General features: G+C 73.4%; 25 protein-coding genes. 11 read left to right on the forward strand and 14 right to left on the reverse strand.

Annotated features, from left to right (window positions below; genetic code table 11):
* Positions 1-9: 9 nt before the first annotated feature.
* Together ABD340_RS39215 and ABD340_RS39220 are read left to right on the forward strand one after the other, a co-directional pair.
* Complete coding sequence (locus ABD340_RS39215; protein ID WP_344596178.1) at positions 10-1,284, forward strand: lysine N(6)-hydroxylase/L-ornithine N(5)-oxygenase family protein; 1,275 nt, start codon at positions 10-12, stop codon at positions 1,282-1,284.
* A 4-nt stretch (positions 1,285-1,288) separates the two neighbouring features.
* Positions 1,289-1,489: an MbtH family protein gene (locus ABD340_RS39220; protein ID WP_344596180.1), complete on the forward strand. Its 201-nt coding sequence runs from the start codon at positions 1,289-1,291 to the stop codon at positions 1,487-1,489.
* A gap of 82 nt (positions 1,490-1,571) precedes the next feature.
* Here the strand turns inward: ABD340_RS39220 and ABD340_RS39225 are convergent, their stop codons facing one another.
* Complete coding sequence (locus ABD340_RS39225; protein WP_344596182.1) at positions 1,572-1,844, reverse strand: hypothetical protein; 273 nt, start codon at positions 1,842-1,844, stop codon at positions 1,572-1,574.
* Positions 1,845-2,202: 358 nt separating this feature from the next.
* Positions 2,203-2,601 carry a hypothetical protein gene (locus tag ABD340_RS39230; protein WP_344596183.1) on the reverse strand — a complete coding sequence of 133 codons (399 nt, stop codon included), beginning with the start codon at positions 2,599-2,601 and terminating at the stop codon, positions 2,203-2,205.
* A gap of 268 nt (positions 2,602-2,869) precedes the next feature.
* Between ABD340_RS39230 and ABD340_RS39235 the strand changes: the two genes are divergently transcribed.
* The 3 genes from ABD340_RS39235 (at position 2,870) to ABD340_RS39245 (ending at position 4,128) form a co-directional block, all read left to right on the forward strand.
* Positions 2,870-3,487 carry a hypothetical protein gene (locus ABD340_RS39235; RefSeq protein WP_344596185.1) on the forward strand — a complete coding sequence of 206 codons (618 nt, stop codon included), beginning with the start codon at positions 2,870-2,872 and terminating at the stop codon, positions 3,485-3,487.
* Positions 3,488-3,593: 106 nt separating this feature from the next.
* Positions 3,594-3,800: a helix-turn-helix domain-containing protein gene (locus ABD340_RS39240; RefSeq protein ID WP_344596187.1), complete on the forward strand. Its 207-nt coding sequence runs from the start codon at positions 3,594-3,596 to the stop codon at positions 3,798-3,800.
* A 79-nt stretch (positions 3,801-3,879) separates the two neighbouring features.
* A complete protein-coding gene (locus ABD340_RS39245; RefSeq protein ID WP_344596189.1) occupies positions 3,880-4,128 on the forward strand; it encodes a hypothetical protein in 249 nt (82 codons plus the stop codon).
* A gap of 1 nt (position 4,129) precedes the next feature.
* On the opposite strand, the gene selD is transcribed toward ABD340_RS39245, so the two are convergent.
* A complete protein-coding gene (selD, locus tag ABD340_RS39250; protein WP_344596191.1) occupies positions 4,130-5,134 on the reverse strand; it encodes a selenide, water dikinase SelD in 1,005 nt (334 codons plus the stop codon).
* Positions 5,135-5,189: 55 nt separating this feature from the next.
* Between selD and selB the strand changes: the two genes are divergently transcribed.
* The 4 genes from selB to ABD340_RS39270 all read left to right on the forward strand — a co-directional run bounded on the left by selB (position 5,190) and on the right by ABD340_RS39270 (position 10,457).
* Positions 5,190-6,935 (forward strand): selenocysteine-specific translation elongation factor, encoded by a 1,746-nt coding sequence (selB, locus tag ABD340_RS39255; protein ID WP_344596192.1) that lies wholly within the window; start codon positions 5,190-5,192, stop codon positions 6,933-6,935.
* Between the two features lie 225 nt (positions 6,936-7,160).
* Positions 7,161-8,576 (forward strand): MFS transporter, encoded by a 1,416-nt coding sequence (locus tag ABD340_RS39260; RefSeq protein WP_344596194.1) that lies wholly within the window; start codon positions 7,161-7,163, stop codon positions 8,574-8,576.
* 130 nt (positions 8,577-8,706) lie between these two features.
* Positions 8,707-10,281, forward strand: a complete 1,575-nt coding sequence (locus tag ABD340_RS39265; protein ID WP_344596195.1) for a hypothetical protein — start codon at positions 8,707-8,709, stop codon at positions 10,279-10,281.
* A 53-nt stretch (positions 10,282-10,334) separates the two neighbouring features.
* Positions 10,335-10,457: a hypothetical protein gene (locus ABD340_RS39270; protein ID WP_344596197.1), complete on the forward strand. Its 123-nt coding sequence runs from the start codon at positions 10,335-10,337 to the stop codon at positions 10,455-10,457.
* A 2-nt stretch (positions 10,458-10,459) separates the two neighbouring features.
* On the opposite strand, the gene ABD340_RS39275 is transcribed toward ABD340_RS39270, so the two are convergent.
* Positions 10,460-12,601 carry a HelD family protein gene (locus ABD340_RS39275; protein ID WP_344596198.1) on the reverse strand — a complete coding sequence of 714 codons (2,142 nt, stop codon included), beginning with the start codon at positions 12,599-12,601 and terminating at the stop codon, positions 10,460-10,462.
* Positions 12,602-12,813: 212 nt separating this feature from the next.
* Here ABD340_RS39275 and ABD340_RS39280 point away from each other — a divergent pair, with 212 nt between their 5' ends.
* Positions 12,814-13,191, forward strand: coding sequence for a sulfurtransferase TusA family protein (locus ABD340_RS39280; RefSeq protein WP_344596200.1), 378 nt, complete (start codon positions 12,814-12,816; stop codon positions 13,189-13,191).
* Positions 13,192-13,201: 10 nt separating this feature from the next.
* Here the strand turns inward: ABD340_RS39280 and ABD340_RS39285 are convergent, their stop codons facing one another.
* From ABD340_RS39285 to ABD340_RS39325, 9 genes are all read right to left on the reverse strand, one after another.
* Entirely contained in the window at positions 13,202-14,125 is a 924-nt protein-coding gene (locus ABD340_RS39285; RefSeq protein ID WP_344596201.1) for an NADP-dependent oxidoreductase, read from the reverse strand.
* 74 nt (positions 14,126-14,199) lie between these two features.
* Entirely contained in the window at positions 14,200-14,670 is a 471-nt protein-coding gene (locus tag ABD340_RS39290) for a PPOX class F420-dependent oxidoreductase (RefSeq protein WP_344596202.1), read from the reverse strand.
* A gap of 120 nt (positions 14,671-14,790) precedes the next feature.
* Positions 14,791-15,411, reverse strand: a complete 621-nt coding sequence (locus ABD340_RS39295; RefSeq protein WP_344596203.1) for a class I SAM-dependent methyltransferase — start codon at positions 15,409-15,411, stop codon at positions 14,791-14,793.
* Positions 15,412-15,434: 23 nt separating this feature from the next.
* Positions 15,435-16,283 carry a hypothetical protein gene (locus tag ABD340_RS39300; RefSeq protein ID WP_344596205.1) on the reverse strand — a complete coding sequence of 283 codons (849 nt, stop codon included), beginning with the start codon at positions 16,281-16,283 and terminating at the stop codon, positions 15,435-15,437.
* Positions 16,280-17,062 (reverse strand): MerR family transcriptional regulator, encoded by a 783-nt coding sequence (locus ABD340_RS39305; protein WP_344596207.1) that lies wholly within the window; start codon positions 17,060-17,062, stop codon positions 16,280-16,282. The genes ABD340_RS39300 and ABD340_RS39305 overlap by 4 nt, the downstream gene beginning before the upstream one ends.
* Positions 17,063-17,095: 33 nt before the next feature.
* Positions 17,096-18,490, reverse strand: a complete 1,395-nt coding sequence (locus ABD340_RS39310; protein ID WP_344596208.1) for a glycoside hydrolase family 5 protein — start codon at positions 18,488-18,490, stop codon at positions 17,096-17,098.
* A gap of 31 nt (positions 18,491-18,521) precedes the next feature.
* Positions 18,522-19,415 carry a carbohydrate ABC transporter permease gene (locus ABD340_RS39315; RefSeq protein ID WP_344596210.1) on the reverse strand — a complete coding sequence of 298 codons (894 nt, stop codon included), beginning with the start codon at positions 19,413-19,415 and terminating at the stop codon, positions 18,522-18,524.
* Positions 19,412-20,287: a carbohydrate ABC transporter permease gene (locus tag ABD340_RS39320; protein WP_344596212.1), complete on the reverse strand. Its 876-nt coding sequence runs from the start codon at positions 20,285-20,287 to the stop codon at positions 19,412-19,414. Before ABD340_RS39320 ends, ABD340_RS39315 begins: the two co-directional genes overlap by 4 nt.
* Positions 20,284-21,621 carry an extracellular solute-binding protein gene (locus ABD340_RS39325; RefSeq protein ID WP_344596213.1) on the reverse strand — a complete coding sequence of 446 codons (1,338 nt, stop codon included), beginning with the start codon at positions 21,619-21,621 and terminating at the stop codon, positions 20,284-20,286. Before ABD340_RS39325 ends, ABD340_RS39320 begins: the two co-directional genes overlap by 4 nt.
* Positions 21,622-21,804: 183 nt before the next feature.
* On the opposite strand from ABD340_RS39325, the gene ABD340_RS39330 reads away from it, so the two are divergent.
* Positions 21,805-22,863: a LacI family DNA-binding transcriptional regulator gene (locus ABD340_RS39330; protein WP_344596215.1), complete on the forward strand. Its 1,059-nt coding sequence runs from the start codon at positions 21,805-21,807 to the stop codon at positions 22,861-22,863.
* 120 nt (positions 22,864-22,983) lie between these two features.
* Here ABD340_RS39330 and ABD340_RS39335 read toward each other — a convergent pair whose 3' ends face one another.
* Positions 22,984-23,880, reverse strand: coding sequence for an NAD-dependent protein deacetylase (locus ABD340_RS39335; RefSeq protein WP_344596331.1), 897 nt, complete (start codon positions 23,878-23,880; stop codon positions 22,984-22,986).
* Positions 23,881-23,937: the final 57 nt, after the last annotated feature.

Below are 23,937 nucleotides of genomic sequence, written 5' to 3' on the forward strand. Positions count from 1 at the left end.
GAGGCGCACATGGCGACACCCGTCCATGACGTTGTGGGCATCGGTTTCGGACCGTCGAACCTGGCCCTGGCCGTGGCGTTGGAGGAGGAGTACGGCTCCGGCGTGGACGCGGTCTTCTTCGAGAAGCAGCCGGCATTCGGATGGCACCGCGGCATGCTCATCGAGGGTGCCACCATGCAGGTCAACTTCCTCAAGGACCTGGTCACCCTGCGCAACCCGACCAGCCGGTACTCGTTCGTCGCCTACCTGCATTCCAAGGACCGCCTGGCCGACTTCATCAACCACAAGACGATGTTCCCGACGCGGCTGGAGTTCCACGACTACCTGGAGTGGGTGGCCGCCTCCTTCGCCGGGATGGTGCGGTACGGGACGGAGGTCGTCGCGGTCCGCCCGCACGACGCCCAGACCCTGCAGGTCGTGGTGCGGCACGACGACGAGCTGCGCACCTGCCTGACCCGCAACCTGGTGATCGGCGCCGGCCTCGACCCCGTGCTGCCCGACGGGGTGCGGCAGGGCGAGCGGATCTGGCATACCGAGGACCTGCTCACCCGCCTGGCGGACCTGGACCGCCTGGAGGACGAGCCGCGCCGGCTGGTGGTGCTCGGCGCCGGGCAGAGCGCCGCCGAGGCCGTCGAGCACCTGCACGGCCGCTATCCGCGCACCGAGATCTGCGCGGTGTTCACCCGGTACGGCTACTCGCCCGCCGACGACAGCGCCTTCGCCAACCGCATCTTCGACCCGCAGGCCGTCGACCACTACTACCAGGCGTCCGACGACGTGAAGCGGATGCTGTTCGACTACTCCCGCAACACCAACTACTCGGTCGTCGACCTCGACCTCATCGACGAGCTGTACCGCCGCGCGTACGCCGAGAAGGTCGCCGGGACCGAACGGCTGCGGATCATGAACGTGTCCCGGATCGAGGACGTGCGGGCCGGCGCCGACGGCGTCGGCCTCAAGGTGTGCTTCCTGCCGTCCGGGGAGGTCACCGCGCTGGAGGCCGACGCGCTGATCTGCGCCACCGGCTACCGCGAGCGCAATCCCCTCGACCTGCTCGGCGAGGCCGCCGAGCACTGCCGGACCGCGCCCGGCGGCGGGCTCGCGGTCGAGCGCGACTACCGGCTCGCGACCGGCCCCGAGTGCGGCTGGGCGGTGTACCTGCAGGGCGCGACCGAGCACACGCACGGGATCGCCTCGTCGCTGCTGTCGATGATCGCGGTCCGCACCGGGGACATCGCCGGTTCCATCGCCGGGCGCACCGCCCGCGTCGCCCAGGAGGCCTGACCCGGTGACCGACCCCTTCGACGACACCGACGGCCGCTTCCTCGTCCTGGTGGACGGCGAGAACCAGCGTTCGCTGTGCCCGGAGTTCGCCGACGTGCCCGCCGGATGGACCACCGTCTACGGGCCGGAGGAGCGCGAGCGCTGCCTGGAGTACGTCGGGCTGCACCGGAGCGGCCTTCGGCCCCGCAGCCTGTCCGACCGCTGAGACGGGGCCGCCGCTACGCCCGGGTGAGCCGCGCGAGGATCACCCGGGCATGCGCTGGGCGCAGCCTGGGCGATGGCACCGGTCATGGCCTCCGCGGCCCGCGCCGCCGGATCCGCCGCCACATGATCCGCAGCGCCAGCCGGATCGCGGCGAGCCGGCGGCGCGGCGCGACCATCCGCGCGCCACGCCACATCATGGGCAGCCCGCTCGCCACCTCGGCGCCGCCGCCGGCGTACACCATGATCAGCAGCGGGCGCCGGCAAGGCCGTTCCCCGGGCCGGCCGGCCAGGACCGGGAACTCGGCGGCCAGGCGGGGGTCCCGGCACGAGCGGGTCAGCACGTCCGGCGCCAGCACGTCCGCCAGGCGTATAACCGCCGAAGCCGCCGCAGCGCGGGTCGGTGTGCTCGGACTTGTCGTCGGCCGCCGCCTCGCGGCGTGCCAGAGCCCAGTCGAAGGGCACCAGCGTGGCCGCGATCGCCGCTGCGCCCAGGCCCTTGACCATGGCCCGCCGGGAGGCCGGCGGGTCGGGGATGAGCTCGCGGACCCGGCTCCGGGCGGCGTCGGCCGGAGCGGTGTCGCCAGCGGGGATCTGGTCAAAGCGCACGACTGCTCCCGGAGGGCTCGGCTGCTGAGGCGATCTGTGCGAGCAGGGCGGGGACGTCGGTGTCGCCGTAGACGAACCGGCGATCGGTCACGCGGCCCGTGCCGTCGATCAGACCTCGCGGAGGCCGCCGGTGACGACGCGAACCTGCGCGCCTGGCAACTGGCCGCGACCACCGCCGGGCCGGATGAGGAAGCGGCGGCCGCACTGGAACGCGCGGCCGAAGGCGGCGGCGACCAGCACGCTTACGCCGCCTATGAACGTGCCGCACGGCTCACAGAGGACCGGGAGGGCCGAGCTCGCATGCTGGCCGCGGCAGCCGCGGCGGCAGGGCGGACGGGATTGCTGCGCGGCGCCCTCGAACTCGCCGCGCAGGCGGTCGCGCTCACGGACGATCCGTTGACGCGGGCCGCCGCCGCCCGCGTCCAGGCCACCGTGGAATTGGAGCAGGGGGTGCCGCGGTCGGCCGGCCGCACCCTGGTCGACGGGGCGGAATTCGTCCACGGACATGAGCCGGCAGAGGAAATGCTGATGCTGGCGGAGGCGCTCCGATGCGGACTCCGGGCGGGGGACGCCGGGCTTGTCCGGGCGGCGCGGTGCAGGCTCGGCCCTCTCTCGCAGGCCACGCGTTCCCCGCTGGCCTCGTTCTGCCGGGCGCTGTCCGGCGTGGCGGCCTCTCTCGGCGGTGCCGAAGCCGATGATCCGGACGCCGTGCGGAAGCTCGCCGAGGCGGCGAGAGTCGGTTTGCCCCGCGGCGGCGGCCGAGAGAATCCTGCCGGTGCTGCTCGACCTGGCGGTCGCGGGTCTTGGCGAGTACCCGCCGGCCGAGACACTGATGGCGCAGTGCCGGGAGGCAGGTGCGACGCGCTTGTTGCCGTATGCGCTCCACGTGCTCGCCCAGGCGCACATGTACCGCGGCCGCCACGGTCAGGCCTCCGGCATCGCCACCGAGGGCCTGCGTCTGGCGTCGAAGAGCGGGCAGTTCCATCACGCGAGCCGGCTGAAGGGCCTTCTCGCCTGGCTCGCCGCCGTGGAGGGCGAGGAGGCCCTCGCCCGGTTCGAGGGCCTGTGGTCCGGCGGGCCGTTCCACGGGGCGGCCCGGCTCGCTCCGGACCACATCGAGGCGGCGGTCCGGTGCGGCCGCCCGGACCAGGCGAGCCGGCCGCTCGCCCTTCTCGAGGCATGGGCGGGCAGGAGCGGCGATCCCCTGGTGGCCGCGGTGGCTCTTCGCTGCCAGGCGCTGACGGGGCGCGGCAAGCAGGCCGCGCGATGTTACGAGACCGCCATGCGACTGCACGAGGGGATCGACCAACCCTACGAGCAGGCCCGCACCCTGCTCGCCTTCGGCGAGTGGCTCCGCCGCGCCCGCCGCAGGTCCGCGGCGCGCACCGGCTGAGCGCCGCGGCGGAGGCCTTCGGACGGCTAGGCGCCGAACCCTGGGCCGCTCGGGCCCGGGCCGAGTTGAAGGCGCTGAGTCCCGGCACCGCCCTGCAGAAACCGATGTGGGCATCCTCGGGCGGCTCACCCCGCAGGAGCGGCGGGTCGTCCGGCTGGCGGCGACGGGCGCGAGCAACGGCGAGATCGGTGCCCAGCTCTTCCTGAGTCCCCGGACCGTCAGCAACCACCTCTACCGGGCCTACCCCAAGCTCGGCGTCCGATCCCGCGCCGAGCTGGGCGAACTCGATCTCTCCGAGACCCAGCCGGGGTGAGCCCTACTCAACGCACGCCTGGGACGTACTCAACCGATTCCCTGTTCCGGTGCCGCGAATCGATGACGCTCGCGCCGAAATGGAGAAAAGCGTAAACCGCACCGCGTCCCTGGGGCTCGCGCTCTACGAGCAGGTCTCGGGAGAGTGGGTCCGCACCAATCTCGTCAGCATGAGAGGCTGCGGAAGCAGCAACACCACGCAGATCAAACCCGCCGGCGGCGGAGGTCCCGACTATGGCGCGTACATGCGGTTCAGGGTGTGCAAGCTGCTGCCGAACGGAACCTGGAAGGACTGCCGGGACACCTTCGGGTACAACCGGTACAACTAACTCAGCCGCGGAGCACCAGCGTCCGATCGCGGGGCGGGACGAGTTCGCCGATGACGGGGGCGCCGGGGATCTCGCCGGCGACCAGCAGGCCGCCCGAGGTCTGCGCGTCCGCCAGCAGCAGCGCGGTGTCCCCGTCGACGGTGCCGAAGTCGGTGTGCGGCCGCACCCAGTCCAGGTTGCGCCGCGACCCGCCCGGCACGTACCCGTCCCGCAGCGATTCGCGCGTCCCGTCCAGGAACGGCACCGCCGCCGCATCGATCACCGCGGTGACCCCGGAGGCCCGGGCGAGCTTGTACAGGTGACCGAGCAGCCCGAATCCGGTGACGTCGGTCGCGCACCGGTGGCCGGCGGCCACCGCGGCCTTGCCCGCGTCGGCGTTCAGCCGCGTCATGGCCGCGACGGCGTGCGGGAACACCTCGCCGGTCGCCTTGTGCCGGTTGTTGAGCACGCCGAGCCCGAGCGGCTTGGTGAGCGACAGCGGCAGCCCGGCCCGGCCGGCGTCGTTGCGCAGCAGCCGCGCCGGGTCGGCGACGCCGGTCACCGCCATGCCGTACTTCGGCTCGATGTCGTCGACGCTGTGCCCGCCGGCCAGGTGGCAGCCGGCCTCGGCGGCGATGGCGGCCCCGCCGCGGAGCACCTCGGCCGCGATCTCGTAGGGAATCGTCTCCCGGGGCCAGCACAGCAGGTTGAGCGCCACGACGGGGGTGCCGCCCATGGCGTAGACGTCCGACAGCGCGTTGGCGGCGGCGATCCGCCCCCAGTCATGAGGGTCGTCGACCACCGGGGTGAAGAAATCGGCGGTGGCGATCAGCGCCGTGTTCCCCTCGGTGCGGACCACCGCGGCGTCATCGCCGGCGTCGAGTCCGACGAGAAGGTCGGCGTGCGGGTCCCCCTTGGGCACGACCCCCATCCCGGCGACCAGGGACTCCAGTTCACCCGGGGGGATCTTGCAGGCGCAGCCGCCGCCATGGGCGAACCGGGTCAGCCGCTTCGAGGTGGTCGTCACGGGGCCAGCGTAAGATCTTGATCCACCGGTGGCATAGGGATTGCGGGGAAACCGCGTGCAAGTGATCGCCACGGCCGGCCATGTCGACCACGGCAAGTCGACCCTGCTGCGGGCGCTGACCGGGATGGAGCCCGACCGCTGGGAGGAGGAGCGCCGCCGCGGCCTCACCATCGACCTCGGTTTCGTGTGGACGGCCGAACCCGGCCTGGCGTTCGTGGACGTGCCCGGGCACGAGCGGTTCCTCACCAACATGCTCGCCGGCGTGGGCCCGGTGCCCGCGGTGCTGTTCGCGGTGGCCGCGGACGCCGGCTGGCAGGCCCAGTCGCGCGAACACCTCGAGGTCCTCGACGCCCTCGGGATCCGGCACGGCCTGCTCGCGGTGACCCGGGCGGATCTGGCGGATCCCGCCGCCGCCCGCGCGCAGGCCGTCCGGGAGCTGGCCGGGACCGGCCTGGCCGGACTGCCCGCCGTCGCGGTGAGCGCGGTGACCGGCGCGGGCGTGCCGGAACTGCGCGCGGAACTCACGCGGTTGGCCGCCCTGCTGCCGGCCGCCGATCCGGAGGCCGACATCCGGCTCTGGATCGACCGGGTGTTCACCGTCACCGGGCGGGGCACCGTCGTCACCGGCACCCTGGGCGCGGGCACGGTACGGGTCGGCGACCGGCTCCGCGTGGCGGGCGGCGGGGAGGAACTGCGCGTTCGCGGGTTGCACACGCTGAAGCGTCCGGTGGAGCGGGTCACCGCCCCGGTCAGGATCGCGATCAACGTGCGCGGCCGCGCCGCGGGCGGGCTGCGCCGCGGCGACGCGCTGCTCACCCCGGACCGCTGGCTCGACGACGACGTCGTCGACGTGCGGTTGACCTCCGCCGCCCGGACGCCTCCGCCCCGGCAGCTGACCTTCCACGTGGGCGCCGCCGCGGTCCCCGCGACCGTCCGCCCGCTCGGCGCGGACTTCTGCCGCGTCACCCTCCGCCGGCCGCTGCCGCTGCGGGTGGGCGACCGGGTGCTCCTGCGCGACCCCGGAGACCGCCGCGTCCTCGGTGCCACCGTCATGGACGTGCGGCCTCCGCGACTGCGCAGGCGCGGCGCGGCGGCGGACCGCGCGGCGCGGCTGGGACGGCTCACCGGAACGCCCGATGGCGCGGTCCTGGTGCGGGACCACGGGCTGATCCGGCGAGCCGATCTCATCGCGATGGGAGTGCGGCCGCCTGCGGAACCGGTGACCGGCGACTGGGTGGCCGACCCCGAGCACTGGGCCGCGCTCGGCGAAGGCCTCACCCGGACCGTCGAAGATCACGCGGCGCGGCACCCCGACGACCCCGGCCTGCCCGTCGAAGCCGCCCGCAGGCTGCTGGACCTGCCCGAACGGTCGCTGGTCGAGGCACTGGCCACGGGCACCCCGCTGCGGTTGCGGCGCGGCAGGCTCTTCGCGGGGCGGGACGTCCCGACCCTGCCCGCGGACCTGCGGCGCGCCGTCGACGAGGTCCGGGCCGAGCTCGCCGGCTCGCCGTTCCGCGCCCCTCAGGCGGACCGCCTGACCGCCCTCGGCCTGCACAGCCGCGCGCTGGCCACCGCGCAGGCCGCGGGGCTGCTGCTGTGCGTCGCCGACGGCATAGTGCTGCTCCCGGACGCGGAGGAACAGGCCGTGCGCATCCTCGGCGGGCTTCCCCAGCCGTTCACCGTCGCGCAGGCCCGGCAGGCGCTCGGCACCACCCGCCGCGTGGCGCTGCCGCTGCTGCAACACCTGGACCGCCAGGGCCGTACGGCCCGCGTCGACGACGCCCACCGACGGCTGCGCTGATGGGCCTGCCGAAGGTCGCCGCCCTCGTCGACCCTGGGACGCCCTGGTCGCCCGTGCCCTCGTCGGGTGACTATGATGGCGATCATGCCTGAGTCGGAAGAGCACGCCGCCCTCGCGGCGGCGTGAACCCCGGGTAACACACGGCTAGACGCTGCCGCATCAGCTCCAGTGCCGGTGCGGCGTCTTGCGCTGCCCGGCTCCGCCCATTGATTCGCGGAGCGTTCCGTGTCCGACATCCTTTCCACCACTTCTCCTCCCGTCGCCGGCGGCCATGGCACCGCCCGGCGGCTGCTCGTCCTCGGCGTCGTCCTGACCTCGATGCTGACCATCCCGCTGACGATCACCGGCGCGTCGGTCGCGCTGCCCGGCATCCGGGACGACCTGGACGCCGGACTGTCCGCCGCGCAGTGGGTCGTCAACGGCTACAACGCCTGCTACGCCGGCTTTCTGCTCTTCACCGGCTCGCTCGCCGACGTCCTGGGGCGGCGCCGGATCTTCGCGGGGGGCCTGGCGCTGTTCTGCGGCAGCGGTGCCGTCGGCGCCCTGGCCCAGCACATCGCGGTGCTCGACCTGGCCCGGGCCGCCGCCGGGATCGGCGCCGCCGCGGTCACCACGGGCGGGTCGGCGCTGCTGGCCGCCGCCTTCCAGGACCCGCGGGCCCGCGCCCGCGCGTTCGGGCTGGTCGGAACCGTGCTCGGCGTCGGGCTGGCGTTCGGGCCGACCATCGGCGGGGCGCTGGTCGACGCACTCGGCTGGCGCGCCGTGCCGGCCGTCCCGGCCGCCTTCGCGGGGGCCGCCCTGCTGCTGGTCCGCGCGCTGCCGCCCGTCCCCGGGATCCCGGGGCGGACGGTCGACCGGGCCGGCGCGGCGCTGTTCACCGGGGCGCTGCTGGTCCTGATCTTCGCGCTGGACGAGGGCCCCGCGCTCGGCTTCGGGCATCCGCTGATCATCGCCGCGTTCGCCGCCGCGCTCGCCCTGGCCGCTCTGCTCGTCCGGGTCGAGCGGCGCCGTCCCGACCCGATGTTCGCGCTCGGGCTGCTGGCCGACCGCCGCTTCCTGGCCCTGGCCCTCGCGGCGGGCGCGCTGATGGGCGTGCTGGTGCCGCTGGTGGTGTACCTGCCGTCGTACCTGATCAACGTGGCCGGCCTGGACGCCGGGCGGGCCGGCGGCCGGCTGCTGATGCTGACCGTCCCGACCGTGCTGCTGCCGGCGGCCGGCGCCGCGCTCGCCCGGCGGCTGCCCGCGCTCGTGATGGTGGCCGGGCCGGTCGCGCTGGCCGGGGCCGCGGTGCTGCTGCTGGCGGCCATCGGCCCCGACGCCGGCCCGTTGCGCCTCCTCCTGCCGTTCGCCCTGCTCGGCACGGCCGTCGGGATGTCGAACGGGGTGCTGGACGGGATGGCGATCGGCGGCGTCCCGCCCGAGCAGGCCGGGACCGCCTCGGGCATGTTCAACACCGCGCGGCTCGTCACCGAGACCGTGCTGCTCGCGGTGGTGGGCGCGCTGCTGGCCGCCCTCAGCGGCGGGCACCTGGAGGGCGCCGGCTTCACCGGCGCGCTGCAAACGGTCTGCCTGGTCCTGGGTGCCTTTGCCGCATTGGCCACGGTGGGCGCCGTCCTGCTGTACCGCTCGGCGACCCGCTGATCCGGCCGGGCTCTCCCACGTCAACGGACGTGGGAGAGCCCGGCCGGGTTCGTCCCGTCCGGAGGGTGAATTCACCGTGCGTTCACCCGCGCGGTGTCTTACTGCGCCGCCGGACTGGCAGGTTATCGGCGTGATCGCCAGTGTCGGAGCGACAGCGGCCCAGGACGAGGACGAGATCCCGGCGGGAGGCCGCGGCCGGGTGCTGCGGACGTGGCTGCCCCCCGCACTGCTGGGCCTGGCGGGCCTGGTGGTCCTGCTGATCCACCTGCGCGTCCCCATTCCGTCGGACCAGGCCAACTACCTGCTCGCCGCGCGCAAGTTCCCCGACCCGGTGACCGGCGGCACGGAGACGCACCAGATCACCCGGTTCGGACTCGTCGTCCCGACGGCCCTCGCGGTGAACGTCTTCGGCTACTCCCAGGCGGCGTACGCGATCGTGCCGATCCTGGCGACGCTGGCGCTGCTGCTCGGCACGTACGCGGTGGGAACGCTGCTGTTCTCCCGCGCGGTCGGCGTCGCCGCGGGGGTGGTCGTGGTCGCGGCCACGCCCGTCTTCAGCGATTCCACCGACCTGCTGCCCGACGTGCTCGCGATCGCCCTGTTCACCTGCGCGCTCGCCCTCGCGATCGCCGTCGGCGACCGGGAGGGGCCGCCGAACACCTGGGTCCTGGTAGGGCTCGGGGTGCTGCTCGCCTGGTCGTACATGGCCCGCGAGTTCATCGTCTTCCTCTGGCCGGTCGTCCCCGTCCTGCTGTACCGCCGCGTGGGCCTGGCAGGGCTGGCATGGATCGCGGCGCCGATCGCGGCGCTGGGCGTGATCGAGCTGCTGCTGTGCTGGCGGCTGTACGGCGACCCGCTGGCCCGGCTGCTGTCGATCACCGGCCACGGGAGCAAGCCGTCCACCCCCGAGATCGCCTCGACGTACCGGGACAAGCCGCGGATGATGTACGTCCTGCGGCTGCCCAACACCCTGCGGACCTATCCGGAGGGCGGCCTGCTGGTGGCGGCGATCGGCGCGATGCTGCTGGGCGCGCTGGCCTGGCCCCGCAGGCTGGCCGTGCCGGTGGCCATGTGCGTCCTGATGTGGGTGCCGCTGACGCTGCTGGGCGGCGTGCTCGATCCCAGCGCCCCCAAGCTGCGCCTCCAGCTGATCCGGTACTGGTTCCCGATCTTCCCGGCGTTCGTCCTGGGCGGCCTGGCGGCGCTGTGGCTGCTGGCGACGGTGCTCGGCGCGCGCCTCCCCGACCGGGGACGGGTACGGGCCGTGCTGCCCGCCGTGGCCGTGCTCGCCGCCGCCTCCGTCGTCACCGGGACCGCGGCGCGCGACTGGTGGGCGACGCCGCAGACCAGGGCCGGCGGCGCCACGCAGCTGGAGGCGTTCCGGACCTGGATGCACGAGCACGACGGGACGTACCCCCGGGTGTGGACCGACTCCGACACGCGCAAGATCCTTCCCATCTACCGGAACGGGCCCTTCGGCGGGGAGGCGTGGCGCGCCGAGATCATCGGGCTCCGGCCCGGGATGACCGGGCCCGCCGCCGGCGACCTGGTGCTGTTCTACGACACCGAGGGCGGCAAGGTGTGCCCGCAGTGCAGGTCGGAGGCCCGTAAGGCGTGGGGCGACACCAGCGGCGCCCGCCCCGGCTGGCGGGAGGTCTTCGCGACGCCCGACCGCGTGGTCCGCGCCTTCGCCGTCTCCCGCTGACTCACAGGGAACTGAGCCAGAGGTAGGGCGTCGGCGGGGCGACGATGACGAGCGTGACGACCAGACCGTACTTCGTAAAGGCCCAGAACCTGATCGACGTCGTCACGGCCGCGCCGCTGCCGCCCCGGCTCCTCGACGCCACCGAGACGGCCGGCCCGGCCGGCGGGCCGGCCTGAGGTCAGCCGGCGTCGCCGAGTGCCGCTGGCAGCGGCGCGGCGTGCAGGACGTGGAGCGCGCTGACCGCACGGGTGAGCGCGACGTACAGGCGGTTCAGGCCGCGCGGCTCCGCCGCCACGATCTCGGCCGGTTCGACGAGCACGACCGTGTCGAACTCCAGGCCCTTGGCGAGCGTCGCCGGAACGCACACCAGCCGGGAGTCCTCCATCGCGTCCTCGTTCTCCGCCAGCGACGCGGGCTCCAGCCCTTCGGCGAGCAGCCGCCCGTGCAGCGCGGGCAGAGCGGCGTCGGCGGCGATGACGCCGACCGAGCCCTCGCCCTTCAGGCAGGCGCGGCAGGTGCGCACCAGCATGTCACCGAGTTCGCCGCGTGCGGCGGCCGCGCTGACGCGCAGCGCACCGGGGGAGCGGCGGGCCGAGGCCGGCGCGCCCAGGCCGGGCGCGATCTCGGGCAGCAGCCGCGCCGCGTAGTCGATGATCTGCGCCGGGACGCGGTAGCCGCGCTCCAGCGTCTCGAGCCGGGCGTCCGGCTTGCCGAGATGGAGCAGCAGACCGGTCCAGCCGCCGACCGCCGACGGCGAGGTGCCCTGCGCGATGTCGCCCAGCACCGTCATCGAGCCGGTGGCGCAGCGCCTGCCGATGGCGCGGCACTGCATCGGGCTGAGGTCCTGGGCCTCGTCCAGGACGATGTGCCCGATCGAAGACGTGCGCTCGATGAGGTCGGCGAGCTCGTCCAGGAGCGCGGTGTCGGCGTCCGACCACTTCGCCGAACGCCACGACCTGGAGGGCTTGCGCCACAGCAGGAGCTCCCGCTCCTCCGGCGCGAGGTCGCGCTTGGCCGCCCCGGCGAGGAACTCCGCGTCCGACAGCAGCTTGAACAGCACCTGCTCGGGGGTGACCTTCGGCCAGACCTGGTCCAGAAGCCGCCGGACGGGCTGGGAACGCGCGACCGCGCTGTGCGTGCGGTCGTCGGGCGACTCGCCGCGCCGTTCCATCTGCACCAGGACGGCGTGGGCGATCCGCTTGGCGGCGGCGGTGCGCCCAGGGCCGTAGCGCATGGCGCCGCGCAGACCCGCCAGGATCTCGCTGACCTCGTGGTCGGCCACGCGGTGCCGGTACGAGCCCTTGGCGTACATGATCCCTTCGGTGGGCCGGGAGACGTGCGACCACAGGGCGCGGCGGAGCACTTCGGCCATCCGGCCGTCGCCCTTGACCCTGGCCACCGCCGGGTCCTCCCGGTGGTGCGCCGCGGCGCGGCCGATCATCTCCTCGACGGTGGTCTGGGTGACGTTGACCTCGCCCAGCGCGGGCAGCACCCGGCGGATGTAGGACAGGAACGAGCGGTTCGGGCCGACGACGGCGATGCCGGTCCTGCCGAGCCGGTCCCGTTCGGTGTAGAGCAGGTAGGCGACACGGTGCAGGCCGACCGCGGTCTTGCCGGTGCCCGGGGCGCCCTGGACGCACACCGTCCGCTCCAGCGGGGCGCGGACGAGGTCGTCCTGCTCGGGCTGGATGGTGGCGACGATGTCGCGCATCGGCCCCGAGCGAGGCCGCTCGATCTCGGCCGCCAGGAACGCCCCGGCCGCGCCGGCGCCGTCCCCGGTGCCGTCCCCGCCGTCGGCCTGGAGGCCGGTGAGCGGCTCGTCCTCGTAGGCGGTGAGCTCGGCGGCGCCGGAGAAGCCGTACCGCCGCCGCAGCCGCACGCCCTGCCGGTCGTCCCGGGTGGCACGGTAGAACGCGGTGGAGATCGGTGCGCGCCAGTCGATGACCAGAGGGTCGCCCGCACCGTCGTGGACGTGCCGCCGGCCGATGTACAGCCGCTCGACGTCCACCGAACCGGGGTAGGCGGTGCCCGGATCGAAGTCGAGACGGCCGAAGAACAGCGGCACGTCGGGAAGGTCGACCAGCAGCAGGGCGCGCATCTCACGGGCGCGCTTCTGGAAGAGCCGCTCGGCGAAGTTGTCGTTGTCCTCGGCGGCGGCCGTCAGCTGGGTCTCGGTGCTGACGACGTCGTGATGCATACGGTGCAGCGCGGCGCGGGCGGTCGCCAGGTACGCGCGCTCGGCGCGGATGTCGGGATCGTCGTCGCCGTGGACGTCGGAGGTGCGGGCATGCTCGGTACGCGTGCCGGAGGAATCGGCCATGGCAGGGCGGCTCGGCTTTCGGGTCGTCTGGCGGGAAGCGGGCTGGAGGCGGCAGACTCCGGATCCCGCCCCGGAACGACCCCGGTTCGTTTCGACCCTCAGCGCTGTTTCGAATCCCAGCGCGCGTGTTGCGGGCGCCTACCTCGAAAAGAAGCGGGAGGCACTCTAGCGCGCTCCCCGGCCCCGTGCCAACCGGGTTCCGCGGCGTTTCCGTGACCTGTGCGGACACGACGGGATTCGTCCGCGCGCTCGCCTATGATCGGGCCTGGGAGGGGGCGATGCGGATGGTGGGCGAACCCGAGACCGGCACCGGCGGGGCGGTCGTCATCGACGGCGGGGACCGGTCCTGCGTGCGGCTGCTGCTGGAGCTGCGCGGGCGGCTCGCGGAGATGCCCGCCGGGACGATCGTCCACCTGATCGCCGCCGATCCGGCCGCCCCGCTCGACCTGGCCGCCTGGTGCCACATGACCGGCCACGGCTACCTCGGGACGGTGCCGCCCCCGTACGGCGACACGCCCACCTACGCCCTGCGGGTGGCCGCGGCGCCGCGGCCCACCCGGCCCGAGTCCCCCTGGCGCCCGCAGTCCTGATCGGCCCGGGCTACCGGACGACGGTCAGGACGATCTTCCCCGCGGTGCGGTTGGTCTCGCCGCGCTCGTGCGCCTTGGCGGCCTCCTCCAGGGGCACGACGGTGTCGAGTTCGGCGCGCAGCCGTCCCGAGGCGGCCAGTGCCGCGAGCTCTTTCATGCCCTGCTGGTCGGGCTCGACCAGCAGGACCTCGGCGCGGATCCCGGGCGTGTCGGCGAGCCGGACGTCGCGCGGGGTGATGCAGACGATGGTGCCGCCGGGACGCAGCGTCCGCACCGAGCGAGGCCCGTACTCGCCGCCGATCGTGTCCAGCACCACGTCCACGTCCCGGACCGTCTCGGCGAAGTCGGTGGTGCGGTAGTCGATCAGCTCGTCGGCGCCCAGCTCGCGCAGCAGGGCGTGCTTGGGCTCGCTCGCGGTGCCGATGACGTACGCGCCCCGCGCCTTGGCGATCTGCACCGCCAGATGCCCGACCCCGCCCGCGGCGGCGTGGATCAGCACGCGCTGCCCGGCCCGCACGCCCGCGGTGTCGACCAGCGCCTGCCACGCCGTCAGCCCCGCCAGCGGCAGCGCGGCGGCCTGCACGTGGTCGATGCCGTCCGGCTTGCGGACGAAGTGGCGGGACGGCGCGGACACGTACTCGGCGTACGCCCCGGCGCCCTGCGGGTACCTGAGCATGCCGAACACCGCGTCGCCCGGCTTGTGCAAGGTCACGCCGATGCCCGTCTCCTCGACCACGCCCGACAGCTCCCAGCCCAGGACGAACGGCGGCCGCCCCAGGAACAGCCCGGACGCCCGGTGCTTCCAGTCGGTCGGGTTGACGCCCGCCGCGTGCACCCGGACCAGGACCTCGGTGGGACCGGGCTCGGGGCGGGGCAGCTCGACCTTCCTGAGCACGTCGACGCCGCCCAGAACGTCCTGGCTGATCGCTCGCATACGTCACTCCTTGATCGCGGTTCGGACTTTTGCACTCCTGCGGCGACCGCCCGGACGGCGACGGCCGCGGCGCGTCAGCCGTCGCCGGCGAAGCGGGCCGGGAAGCCGCCGGTGGCGATCGGTCCCCAGCCCTCCGGGGTGACCCGGATCAGCGACTTGCCCTGCTCGATCATCGCGGCGCGGTACTCGTCCCAGTCGGGGTGCTCGCCGGAGATGTTGCGGAAGTACTCCACGAGCGGCTCCACCGAGTCCGGCGTGTCGATCACCTCGGCGGTGCCGTCGATCTGCACCCAGGGACCGTTCCACTCGTCGGAGACGACGATCACGCTGACCCTGGGGTCGCGCCGGGCGTTGCGGGCCTTGGCGCGTTCCGGGTAGGTCGAGACGACCACCCGGCCGGAGTCGTCCACACCGCAGGTGACGGGCGAGCCCTGGGGCCTGCCGTCGGCGCGGGTGGTCAGCAGCAGGGCATGGTGCCGGGGCCGGACGAACTCCAGCAGCTCGGGCAGCGCCACGGTCCGGTTGGTCGCGATGGTGCGGGCCATCACCGCTCACCGCCGTCCGCGGCGAAGGGCGATCCGGCCTTGAAAGGTGTGCGTGATTCCATGTCTCGATTCTCCTCCCCGCGCGGAGGGCTTCGCGCGGCAGGGCGGCCGCCGCCGGGCTCAGGCGCCGGACCCGGGCACCCGGCCGCGGCGGGCCAGGAGGCGGCGCTTGGGGGCGTTCGGCTCGTCCGGGACGTTCCGCTGGCTGATCAGGACGAACGGGCCGGGCAGGTGCGTGGCGGGCTCACCCGGGTACAGGCACCATTCGGCGGGCAGCGAGGGACGGTCGCGGCGGGCGTCGGAGGTGAAGGCCTCCCAGCCCAGCACACCGCCGTCCAGCACCGCCTCCGCGGCCGGCGCGAACGACCGGCGGTCCCAGAAGGCGGTGCACAGCACCAGCGCGAAGGCCCGCGGCGGCGGCGTCCACACGCCCAGGTCGGCGTGCACGAGCGTGATCAGATCCCGCAGCCCGCGGCGCCCCGCCTCGCGGTCGAGCCGCTCGAGGGCGACCTCGGAGACGTCGACAGCCGTGACCCGGCGTCCGGACCCGGCCGCCAGCAGCGCGCTGCCGGACGGGCCGCAGGCCAGGTCGAGGACCGGCCCTTCCGGCAGCGGCAGGGACAGCGCCTGCTCGGCGACCGGATGGGCCGTGAACGACGGCCCCTGGGCGTCCTGGTACTTGGCGTTCCAGCGGAGCCTGTCCGGATGGTCGGGCGGCACCTCGTCCGTCACGTCGGTCATAGATCGAACACTATGCGCACGGCTCACGTTTCGAGTGCGGGTTCGGGGGACGGGCGGAGTGCGGCGAGCACGGCCTCCGGCGAGTCGGCGAAGAACCGGATGGTGCCGACCTCGGCCCGCCGGCCCAGCGGCCGGACGACCGTGACCGGCTCGGTCAGCTCGACGATCACGTTGGTCTGCGAGGAGACCACGACGGCGGCGGTGCCGTCCGCCACGCGGATGAAGCCCTCTTCGTTGCGGTTGCGGACGAGCCGGACCGAGGCGATCAGCTCGCGCGGCACCCGGACGTCGAAGAACGCGCCGTACCGGATGCGCAGTTCACCGGCGGTGACGACGTGCGGGCGGGTGACGCAGGCGGCGTGGACGGCGAGCGCGATCACGATCCCGTACAGGTCGATCACCAGGACCAGGACGCGCAGCCCGTGCGGGACGCCGAGTCCGCGCAGCAGCACCTCGACCCCGGCCGCCTCCACGACCATCGCGAACAGGAACAGCGACCTGGTGAAGGTCTCCTCGCGGAAGTAGGAGACCGGGACGGCGCCCGGCGGCACGCCGTCGCGGCGGCGGGCGGCCCAGAGTACGAGGCTGTGCGTCCCCTTGAGTTCGAATCCGATCAGCCTGGCGACCTTGTCGGGGACGAGCCGGTCGCGGACCTCGCGCAGCGCCGCCCGCCGGTCCGAGCCGCCCCGCCGGGCGGCCCTGAACAGCCGGTACGCCACCGCGGCCTCCAGGACGAGCACCGCCGCCACCACCGCCTCGGCCACCGCGATCAGCGGGGCGGGGACGGGAACCCCCGACACCAGCAGGACCACGAGCAGCAATTCGGCGGGGAGCAGGGTGAACAGCGCGATACGCGCGATCTTCAGCGTCACCGTCGTCCTTTCAAAATGGCCAGCAGCAGGCGGAAGGTCTCGGCCTGGGCGGGCGGCAGCTCGGCCAGCATCATGTCCAGCCACGCCGCGCCCTCGATCTGGTGGGGGGCGAGGGCGTCCCCGTCGGGCGGCCCCAGGTGCTCGAGCATCATCGCGGTCATCTCGGCGGGGAAGTGGTCGGCGAGGTCGGCGGCCAGCACGGCGACGCGGGGATCGTCGGGCCGGGCGCCGGCCAGCTCGTCCAGCCGCCGGTTGAGGTCGTGGCCGCGCTCGACCGCGTCGGGTTCGGTGAGGGGCTTGAACAACTCGAAGAGCTCGGCCCGGTCGGCCGGATCGGAACCTGTGTCGATCAGCCTGAGCATCTCCCGGTCGAACTCGGCGAACGCCGAGTTCCCGGACGGCAGTGCGCGCAGCATCGCCGCCAGATCGGGAGAGACCGTCGAGTCGGGGTTCAGGTCCGTCTCGGCCAGCAGGGCCGCCAGCCTGGCGCGCCGGGCGGCGATGGCCTCCTGCTGCCTGGCCAGGTCGCCGTCCAGTTCCAGGAGGACCTCGCGCAGTTCCCGGTTCGCGTCGTCGGCAAGAACGTCGCGGATCTCGTCCAGCGACAGGCCCAGCTCGGCCAGCCGCCGGATGCGGGCGAGGGCGACCGCGTCCCGCAGCCCGTACTCCCGGTAGCCGTTGGCCCGCCGTTGGGGCTCGGGCAGCAGGTCCAGGTGGTGGTAATGGCGCACGGTACGGGTCGACACCCCGACCAGCGCGGCGAGTTCGCCGATCCGCATGCCTTCATTAGAAACGTTGACGCTGCGTCAAGGTCAAACGGGTCGCGTGTGCTCGGTCAGGATGTCGACCAGGGGCTCGCGGTGGACGCAGGCGTCGAAGGCGAACGAGTCGGCCAGGGCGTCCAGCTCGCCGTCGTCGAGGCCGCGGAACAGCTCGGCGTACTCCACGGTCAGCGGCTGCGCGAAGAGCAGATGGCGGACCAGGTCGTTGGTGAACTTGCGCCGCCCGAACGGGTAGGGGTCGAACCCGGGGAACTCCTCGTCCATGAAGGCGTGGATGGGGTCGGTCAGATGCCGGACGCCCTCGCCGGTCGATCCCCAGTGGTCGGCCCCCAGCCTGTCCTTCTTGGCCTGGAACTCGCCGAACCTCCGCATGTACGGGCTTTCCGGGCCGGCGTGGACGAGCCCCTGCAGGCCCACGTCCTTGTACGTCCACAGCGACCAGCCGGCGTCGTGGACGTCGTAGATGTCGAGCTGGTCGCGCAGGATCTGGTAGCGCTGGGCGTCGCGTTCGGGATCGCCGGTGTAGACGGGCCCGAACTCGCCGACCCAGATGGGGGTGCCGGTCCGGCGCTGGTACCGGGTGCGTTCGAGGAAGGTCTGCTCCAGCTGGCCGCGGTCGACCCAGACGCCCTCGGTGCGCCCCGGATAGGGCCCGCCGTGGACGAAACCCGCGAGCGCGTAGTCGTGGCAGGTGTAGACCGCGTTCTCGGCCGGCTCCCCGAACATGTCGAACCGGGTCGAGTAGGTGTTGCCGTCCAGGAAGATCGTGTGGCGCGGGTCGGCCTCGCGGACGGCCTCCACCAGCCGGGCGTAGAACGGGCCGATGATCTCGCCGGTGGGGTCGGCGGGCTCGTTCAGCAGGTTGTGGCCCGCCACCCACGGGTGCCCGGCGTAGCGGTCGGCGATGGCCTGCCACAGGTGGACGAGCCGGTCCTGGAAGTGGGCGTGCTGCCAGAACGCGGGCAGGTGCGCCGGGTTGTCGCTGTGCCAGTGGTGGTTCTGCGCGCCGGGGGCGGCGTGCAGGTCGAGCACGGTGTAGAGGCCGTGCCGGCCGCAGGTGTCGACGAGCCGGTCGAGGTGCCGGAACCCGTCCTCGATGATCTTGAAGGGGGCGAGGTCGTCCTCGAAGTGCCGGTAGTTGAGCGGCACCCGCACGCAGTTGAGGCCGAGCGAGGCGAGGTGGGCCGCGTCGGCGTCGCCGAAGAAGGCGGTGAGCAGGCGGTCGAAGAACCGGTGGTAGCGCTCCTCGCCGAGGACGCCGCGCACCGCCTCGCGCATCAGGGTCTCGGTGGCGGGGTAGCCGGTGATGAAGTTCTCCATGTTCATCCACCCGCCGAGGCCCACGCCGCGCAGGCGCACGGTGGCGCCCGTCCCGTCGGCGAGCGCGCTGCCGGCCACGCGGAGGAACCGGTCGTCGTCGGTCATGAACACTCCATTTCTCGGATCTGCCGGAGGGCTACTTGCCGAATCCCGCGGTCAGGCCGCTCACCAGGCGGCGGCGGCCGAGCGCGTAGAACAGGAACACCGGCAGCACCGACAGCGTCATCGCCGCCATCAGGGCCGGGACGTTGGAGGTGTACTGGCCCTGCAGGCTCCACAGGCCCATCGTGAGCACCCGCTGGTCCTGCGACTGGGTGAGGACCAGCGGGAAGAGGAATCCGTTCCAGGCGTTGACGGCGACGTAGATCCCGACGGTGACCAGGCCGGGACGGCTCAGCGGGATCACCAGGGTGCGCAGCGTCCGGGCGGGGCCGCCGCCGTCCAGCTCCATCGCCTCGTACAGCTCCTCGGGGATGTCGCGCAGCGTGCTGGTCAGGACGAGCACCGACATCGGCAGCAGGAACGCCACGGTCGGCACCACGATCCCGGTCAGCGAGTCGTACAGCCGCATCCGGGTGATGATCAGGTACACCGGGACGATCACCGCCTGCGCCGGGATGGCCAGGCCGAGCAGCAGCAGCGAGAAGCCCGCGCGCAGCAGCCGGCCCCTGCCGCGCACGATGGCGTACGCGGCGGGCAGCGCCAGGACCAGCACCAGCGTGACCGAGGCCGCGGTCACGACGGCCGTGTTGAGCAGGTACCGCTCGAAGCCGCTGTCGAAGACGGTGGCGTAGTTGTCCAGGGTGGGGGAGGTGGGCGGGGACAGCGCGCCGTCGGTCAGGTAGTCCTCGCGCGTCCGCAGGCTCACCGCGACCAGGTAGTAGAGCGGCAGCGCCACGACCACCAGCCACATCAGGGCGCCGAGGGCGGCGAGGGGGTTGGCGCGGCGCGGCGGCCGCGCCCGCCGCCGCGGCGGGGGCGCGGCCGCGTGGCGTGGGGAGGCGGTCACCCGGTCGAGGGAGGCGGTCACAGTCCCTCCCTTGTGCTGCGCATGCGGGAGTAGCCCGTCGCGCGGACGATGACGACCGACAGCGTGGTGCCGACCGCGACCAGCAGGACGGCCAGGACGCCGGCGTAGCCCATCTCGAAGCCGGAGAACCCGGTGAGGTACATGTGCAGCGGCAGCACGCGGGTCGAGGTGCCGGGCCCGCCCCCGGTCATCAGCAGGATGGTCTCGAAGTAGGTGAAGGATCCGACGAGGATCATCACCGTGGACGAGACGACGGTGTGGCGCAGCTGCGGAAGGGTGATCGACAGGAACTGCCGGACCCGGCCGGCGCCGTCGATCGCCGCCGCGTCGTACAGCGCCGCCGGGATCTGCCGGGTCGCCGCCTGGTAGAGCAGCGCGTGATACGGGACGAACTGCCAGGACACCACCAGCACCACGGCCGCCAGGGCGCGCGACGGTTCGCCGAGGATGTTGCCGTCGCGGGCGGCCAGCAGCGGCCCGACCAGGTCGGCGAGGCCGAAGTTGGGGTCCAGCAGCGCCTGCCAGAGCAGTGCGACCGCGGCGTTCGACAGCAGCAGCGGCACGAAGAACACCGCGCTGAGCGCCGCCCGGCCCCGGCCGCGGCCGGCCGCCCAGACCCCGAGCAGCAGGCTGATCGGGGTCTGCACGCACCAGGCCGCCACGGTCAGGATCAGCGACAGCCGCAGCGAGCCGGGCAGCGTGGCGTCGTCGGCCAGCCGGGCCCAGTTGGCGGTGCCCGCCCACTGCGGGGTGCCGAGCCCGTTCCAGGTCGTGAAGCTGAGGTAGCCGACCAGCACCATGGGCGCCACCGCGAAGGCCGCGAAGTAGACGATCGCGGGGGCGGCCCACAGCGCTCCGGGACGCTCGGTCATTTCACCTTGTCCATGGCGGCGGTGAACTCTTCAGGGCCGATCTGCCTGAGGAAGAACTTCTGCAGGTTGGTGAGGAGGGCCTGGGACACCGACGGGGTGAGCGCCTGGTCCCAGGACTGGGTGAACTCGGGCGCGGAGCCGACCATCGAGTAGACGAAGGTGGTGTAGTCGGCGTCGGGGCCGCCGCGCAGCTTGGGCTCCAGTCCCTTGACGGCCGGGACCTCACCGACGCTGATCAGTCCCTGGAGGTAGGCGTCGGAGGTCATCGCCTCCTTGAGGAACCGGATCGCGGTCTCCTTGTTCTTGGACGCCGCGCTGACCGAGTAGAAGTTGGTGGGGTTGCCGACGATGTTGCGGGGGTCGCCCGTGCCGCCGGGGACGGAGGGGAAGGCCGTCCAGCCCATCCGCTTCTTCTTGATGAAGTCGGGGTTCTGGCCCAGCTGGGTCGCGTACTCCCAGGAGCCCATGAGGTGCATCGCGGCCTTGCCCTGGGCGAAGAGGGTGGAGGCGCCGCCCACGTCGTAGTCGACGGAGGCGAAGTTGGTGCCGAACGCGCCCCGGTCGACCAGCTGCCGGATCATCGTCAGCGCGCGGACCACCGCCGGATCGCGCCAGGCGCCGGGCGTGCCGTCGGCGATCGCCTTGAACCTGGCCGGGCCGCCGAGCCGGTCCAGCAGGTACTCCAGCCACATCAGCTCGGTCCAGCCCTGCGACCCGGCGAGCGCGAACGGGGTGGTCTTGCGGGCCTTGAAGGTGTCGACCAGCCGCAGCAGCTCCTCCCAGGTCTTGGGCGGCCGCGCGCCGGCGGCGGCGAAGACGTCCTTGTTGTAGAAGAGGACGATCGGCTGCATGCCGCGTTCGGGGACGCCGTAGTAGCGGCCGCCGAGCTGCGCCGTCTTCATCACCACGGGCAGGAACGAGCCGAGCCAGGCCGGGTCCTTGGTGAACTCGGGCGTCAGGTCGGTGACCTGGCGGGCGTCGACGTACTGCTTGAGATGGCCGCCGCCCCAGTTGAAGAAGACGTCGGGCGCGTTGGGGGCGCCCATCGCGACCTGCAGCTTCTGCTTGTAGGGGTCGTTGAGGAAGGTCTCGAGCCGCACCTTGGCGCCGGCCGCCTTGTTGAACGCCGTGACGCCGTCGCGCTCGACCTTGTTGACCGCGTCGCCCTGCAGCGTCCACGCCCGGATCTCACCGCCGGCGCCGCCGCCTGCCGGTCCGGAGGTCCCGCACGCCGCCGCCCCGGCCGACACCGCCAGCGCGGCGGCCGCGGCCAGCGCGGTGAACCTCGGGCGCGACCGGGCGCCGCGCCGAGCCCTGAACGAAACGTTGAACACCTTTCGCACCTCCCGAGGCGTCGCCCCCGGACCGCCGATGTTCTCGAAAAATTGCCGATATGTTTCGGAAAATATGGTCGGACCGAACGCCTGTCAATACGGAGCTGACCCCTTGTTCAGACGCGCGATAGCGCTCGAAATGTTTCGGAGTAGGATGCGACCATCAGGAAGGCGAGGTCCACCTTGACGAACGGGAACCAGCCGGGCCGGGACCGGCGGCGCGTCACGATCACCGCGATCGCGCGGGAGGCGGGCGTGTCGGTGTCGACGGTCTCCAAGGTGCTCAACGGCCGCGCCGACGTGGCCGAAGGCACCCGCAGCCGGGTGGAGGAGCTGCTCGACCGGCACGCCTACCCGCGGACCCGGCGGCGCGGCTCCGATCCCGCCGGGCTGATCGACATCGTCTTCGACGAGCTCGACAGCCCCTGGGCCGTGGAGATCATCCGCGGTGCCGAGGAGGTGGCGCACGCCTCGGGCGTCGGCACCGTCGTCTCGGCCATCCACGCCCGCTCCGAGCCAGCCGATGAGCCCGCCCGCCAGTGGCTGGACAACCTGGAGCGGCGCCGCTCGGAGGGCGTCATCCTCGTCCTGGACGAGCTGACCCCCGACCAGCAGGCCAGGCTCAGTGCCCTCGAGGTGCCCTACGTCGTCATCGACCCGCGCGGCGAGCCCGACCCGGAGGTCCCCTCGATCGGCGCCGCCAACTGGGCCGGCGGGCTGGCCGCCACCCAGCACCTCATCGACCTCGGGCACCGCCGCATCGCGATCATCAGCGGGCCGTCCGGCATGCTGTGCAGCCGGGCCCGGCTCGACGGCTACCGCGGCGCGCTGGAGAGCGCCGGGCTCCCGGCCGACCCCGCGCTGGTCCGGTACGGCGACTTCCACCACGAGAGCGGCTACGTCCAGGCCGGGCTGCTGCTGGAGCTGCCCGACCCGCCCACCGCCGTCTTCGCCGGCTCCGACCAGCAGGCCTACGGCGCGTGCGAGGCGGCACGCGAGCGCGGCCTGCGCATCCCGCAGGACCTCAGCATCGTCGGGTTCGACGACCTGTCGGTGTCGCGCTGGTTCTCCCCGCCGCTGACGACCGTCCGGCAGCCGCTCGCCGAGATGGGCTCGCTGGCCGCCCGGACGCTGTTCCGGCTGGCCCGCGGCGAGACGCTGGAGACACGGCGGGTGGAGCTGGCGACCGAACTGGTCCTGCGCGAGAGCACCGCGCCCCCCGCCCGGCGCGACACCCCCTAAGGGCGTGTCTCGAAGCGCCCCAGGTGCCGCGCGAGCGCGCTACCTGGCCGGTGGTGCGATGCCGAAGGCGAGCGTCACCGGGCAGATCGCGAAGCGATGTCGCGCTCGCACCAGGCCCGGTCAGGGTGCGAGCCGCCAGGCGAGTGCCCTGGGCCGGGACTGCGAGAACACAGCCCGGCCGGTGCCGTCCAGCCCGGCGACCAGGTCGTCCAGCGTGGGGCCGAGCGGTGCGTCCAGGGTGACCAGGGCGTGCTCGTCGCCGCGGGTCGGCCCCTGGTTGATGATCGCGACCGGGATCGACAGCCCGCTGGCGTGCCGGACGAACCGGAAGCCCGACATCACGGTCAGCGAGGAGCCCAGCACCAGCAGCGTCCCGGCCCGCTCGGTCAGCGCGAAGCACTCCCGCACGCGCGGCGCCGGCACGTTCTCCCCGAAGAAGATCACATCGGGCTTGAGGATCCCGCCGCAGCGCTCGCAGTCCACGATCCGGAACGCGGCGATCTCCTCGTCGCTCAGCGCCGCGTCGCCGTCGGGGTTGACGGCGGACGCCTCGGCCCGCCAGCCCGGATTGGCCGCGTCCAGCCGGTCGTGCAGGTCGTCGCGCGGGGAGCGGCGCCCGCAGCCCAGGCACAGCACGCGGTCGAGGCCGCCGTGCAGCTCGATCACCCCGTCCGCCCCGGCGGCCTGGTGCAGCCCGTCGACGTTCTGGGTGATGATCCCCGCGACCAGCCCGCGGCGCTGCAACTCGGCCACCGCGCGGTGACCGGCGTTGGGCTCGGCGCGGGTGATGTGCCGCCAGCCCAGATGGCCGCGCGCCCAGTACCTCCGGCGGGCGGCGGCGCCGCCCGTGAACGCCTGGTACGTCATCGGCCGGGCCTGCCTCCGGCGCCCGGTCTCGCCGCGGTAGTCGGGGATGCCGGACTCGGTGGACAGTCCGGCCCCGCTCAGGACCACCAGGTCGCCGTCCGCGACCAGATCGGCCAGCATCTCGCGCCGGCGGGCCGCCGTAACCGGCATCGCGTCTTCCACCCTTACATGGTGCCCGACGGCGGGCCGTCCCGTTACCGGCGCGTC

Origin of the sequence: Actinomadura vinacea, assembly GCF_039532545.1 — a bacterium.
Taxonomy (GTDB): Bacteria; Actinomycetota; Actinomycetes; order Streptosporangiales; family Streptosporangiaceae; genus Spirillospora; species Spirillospora vinacea.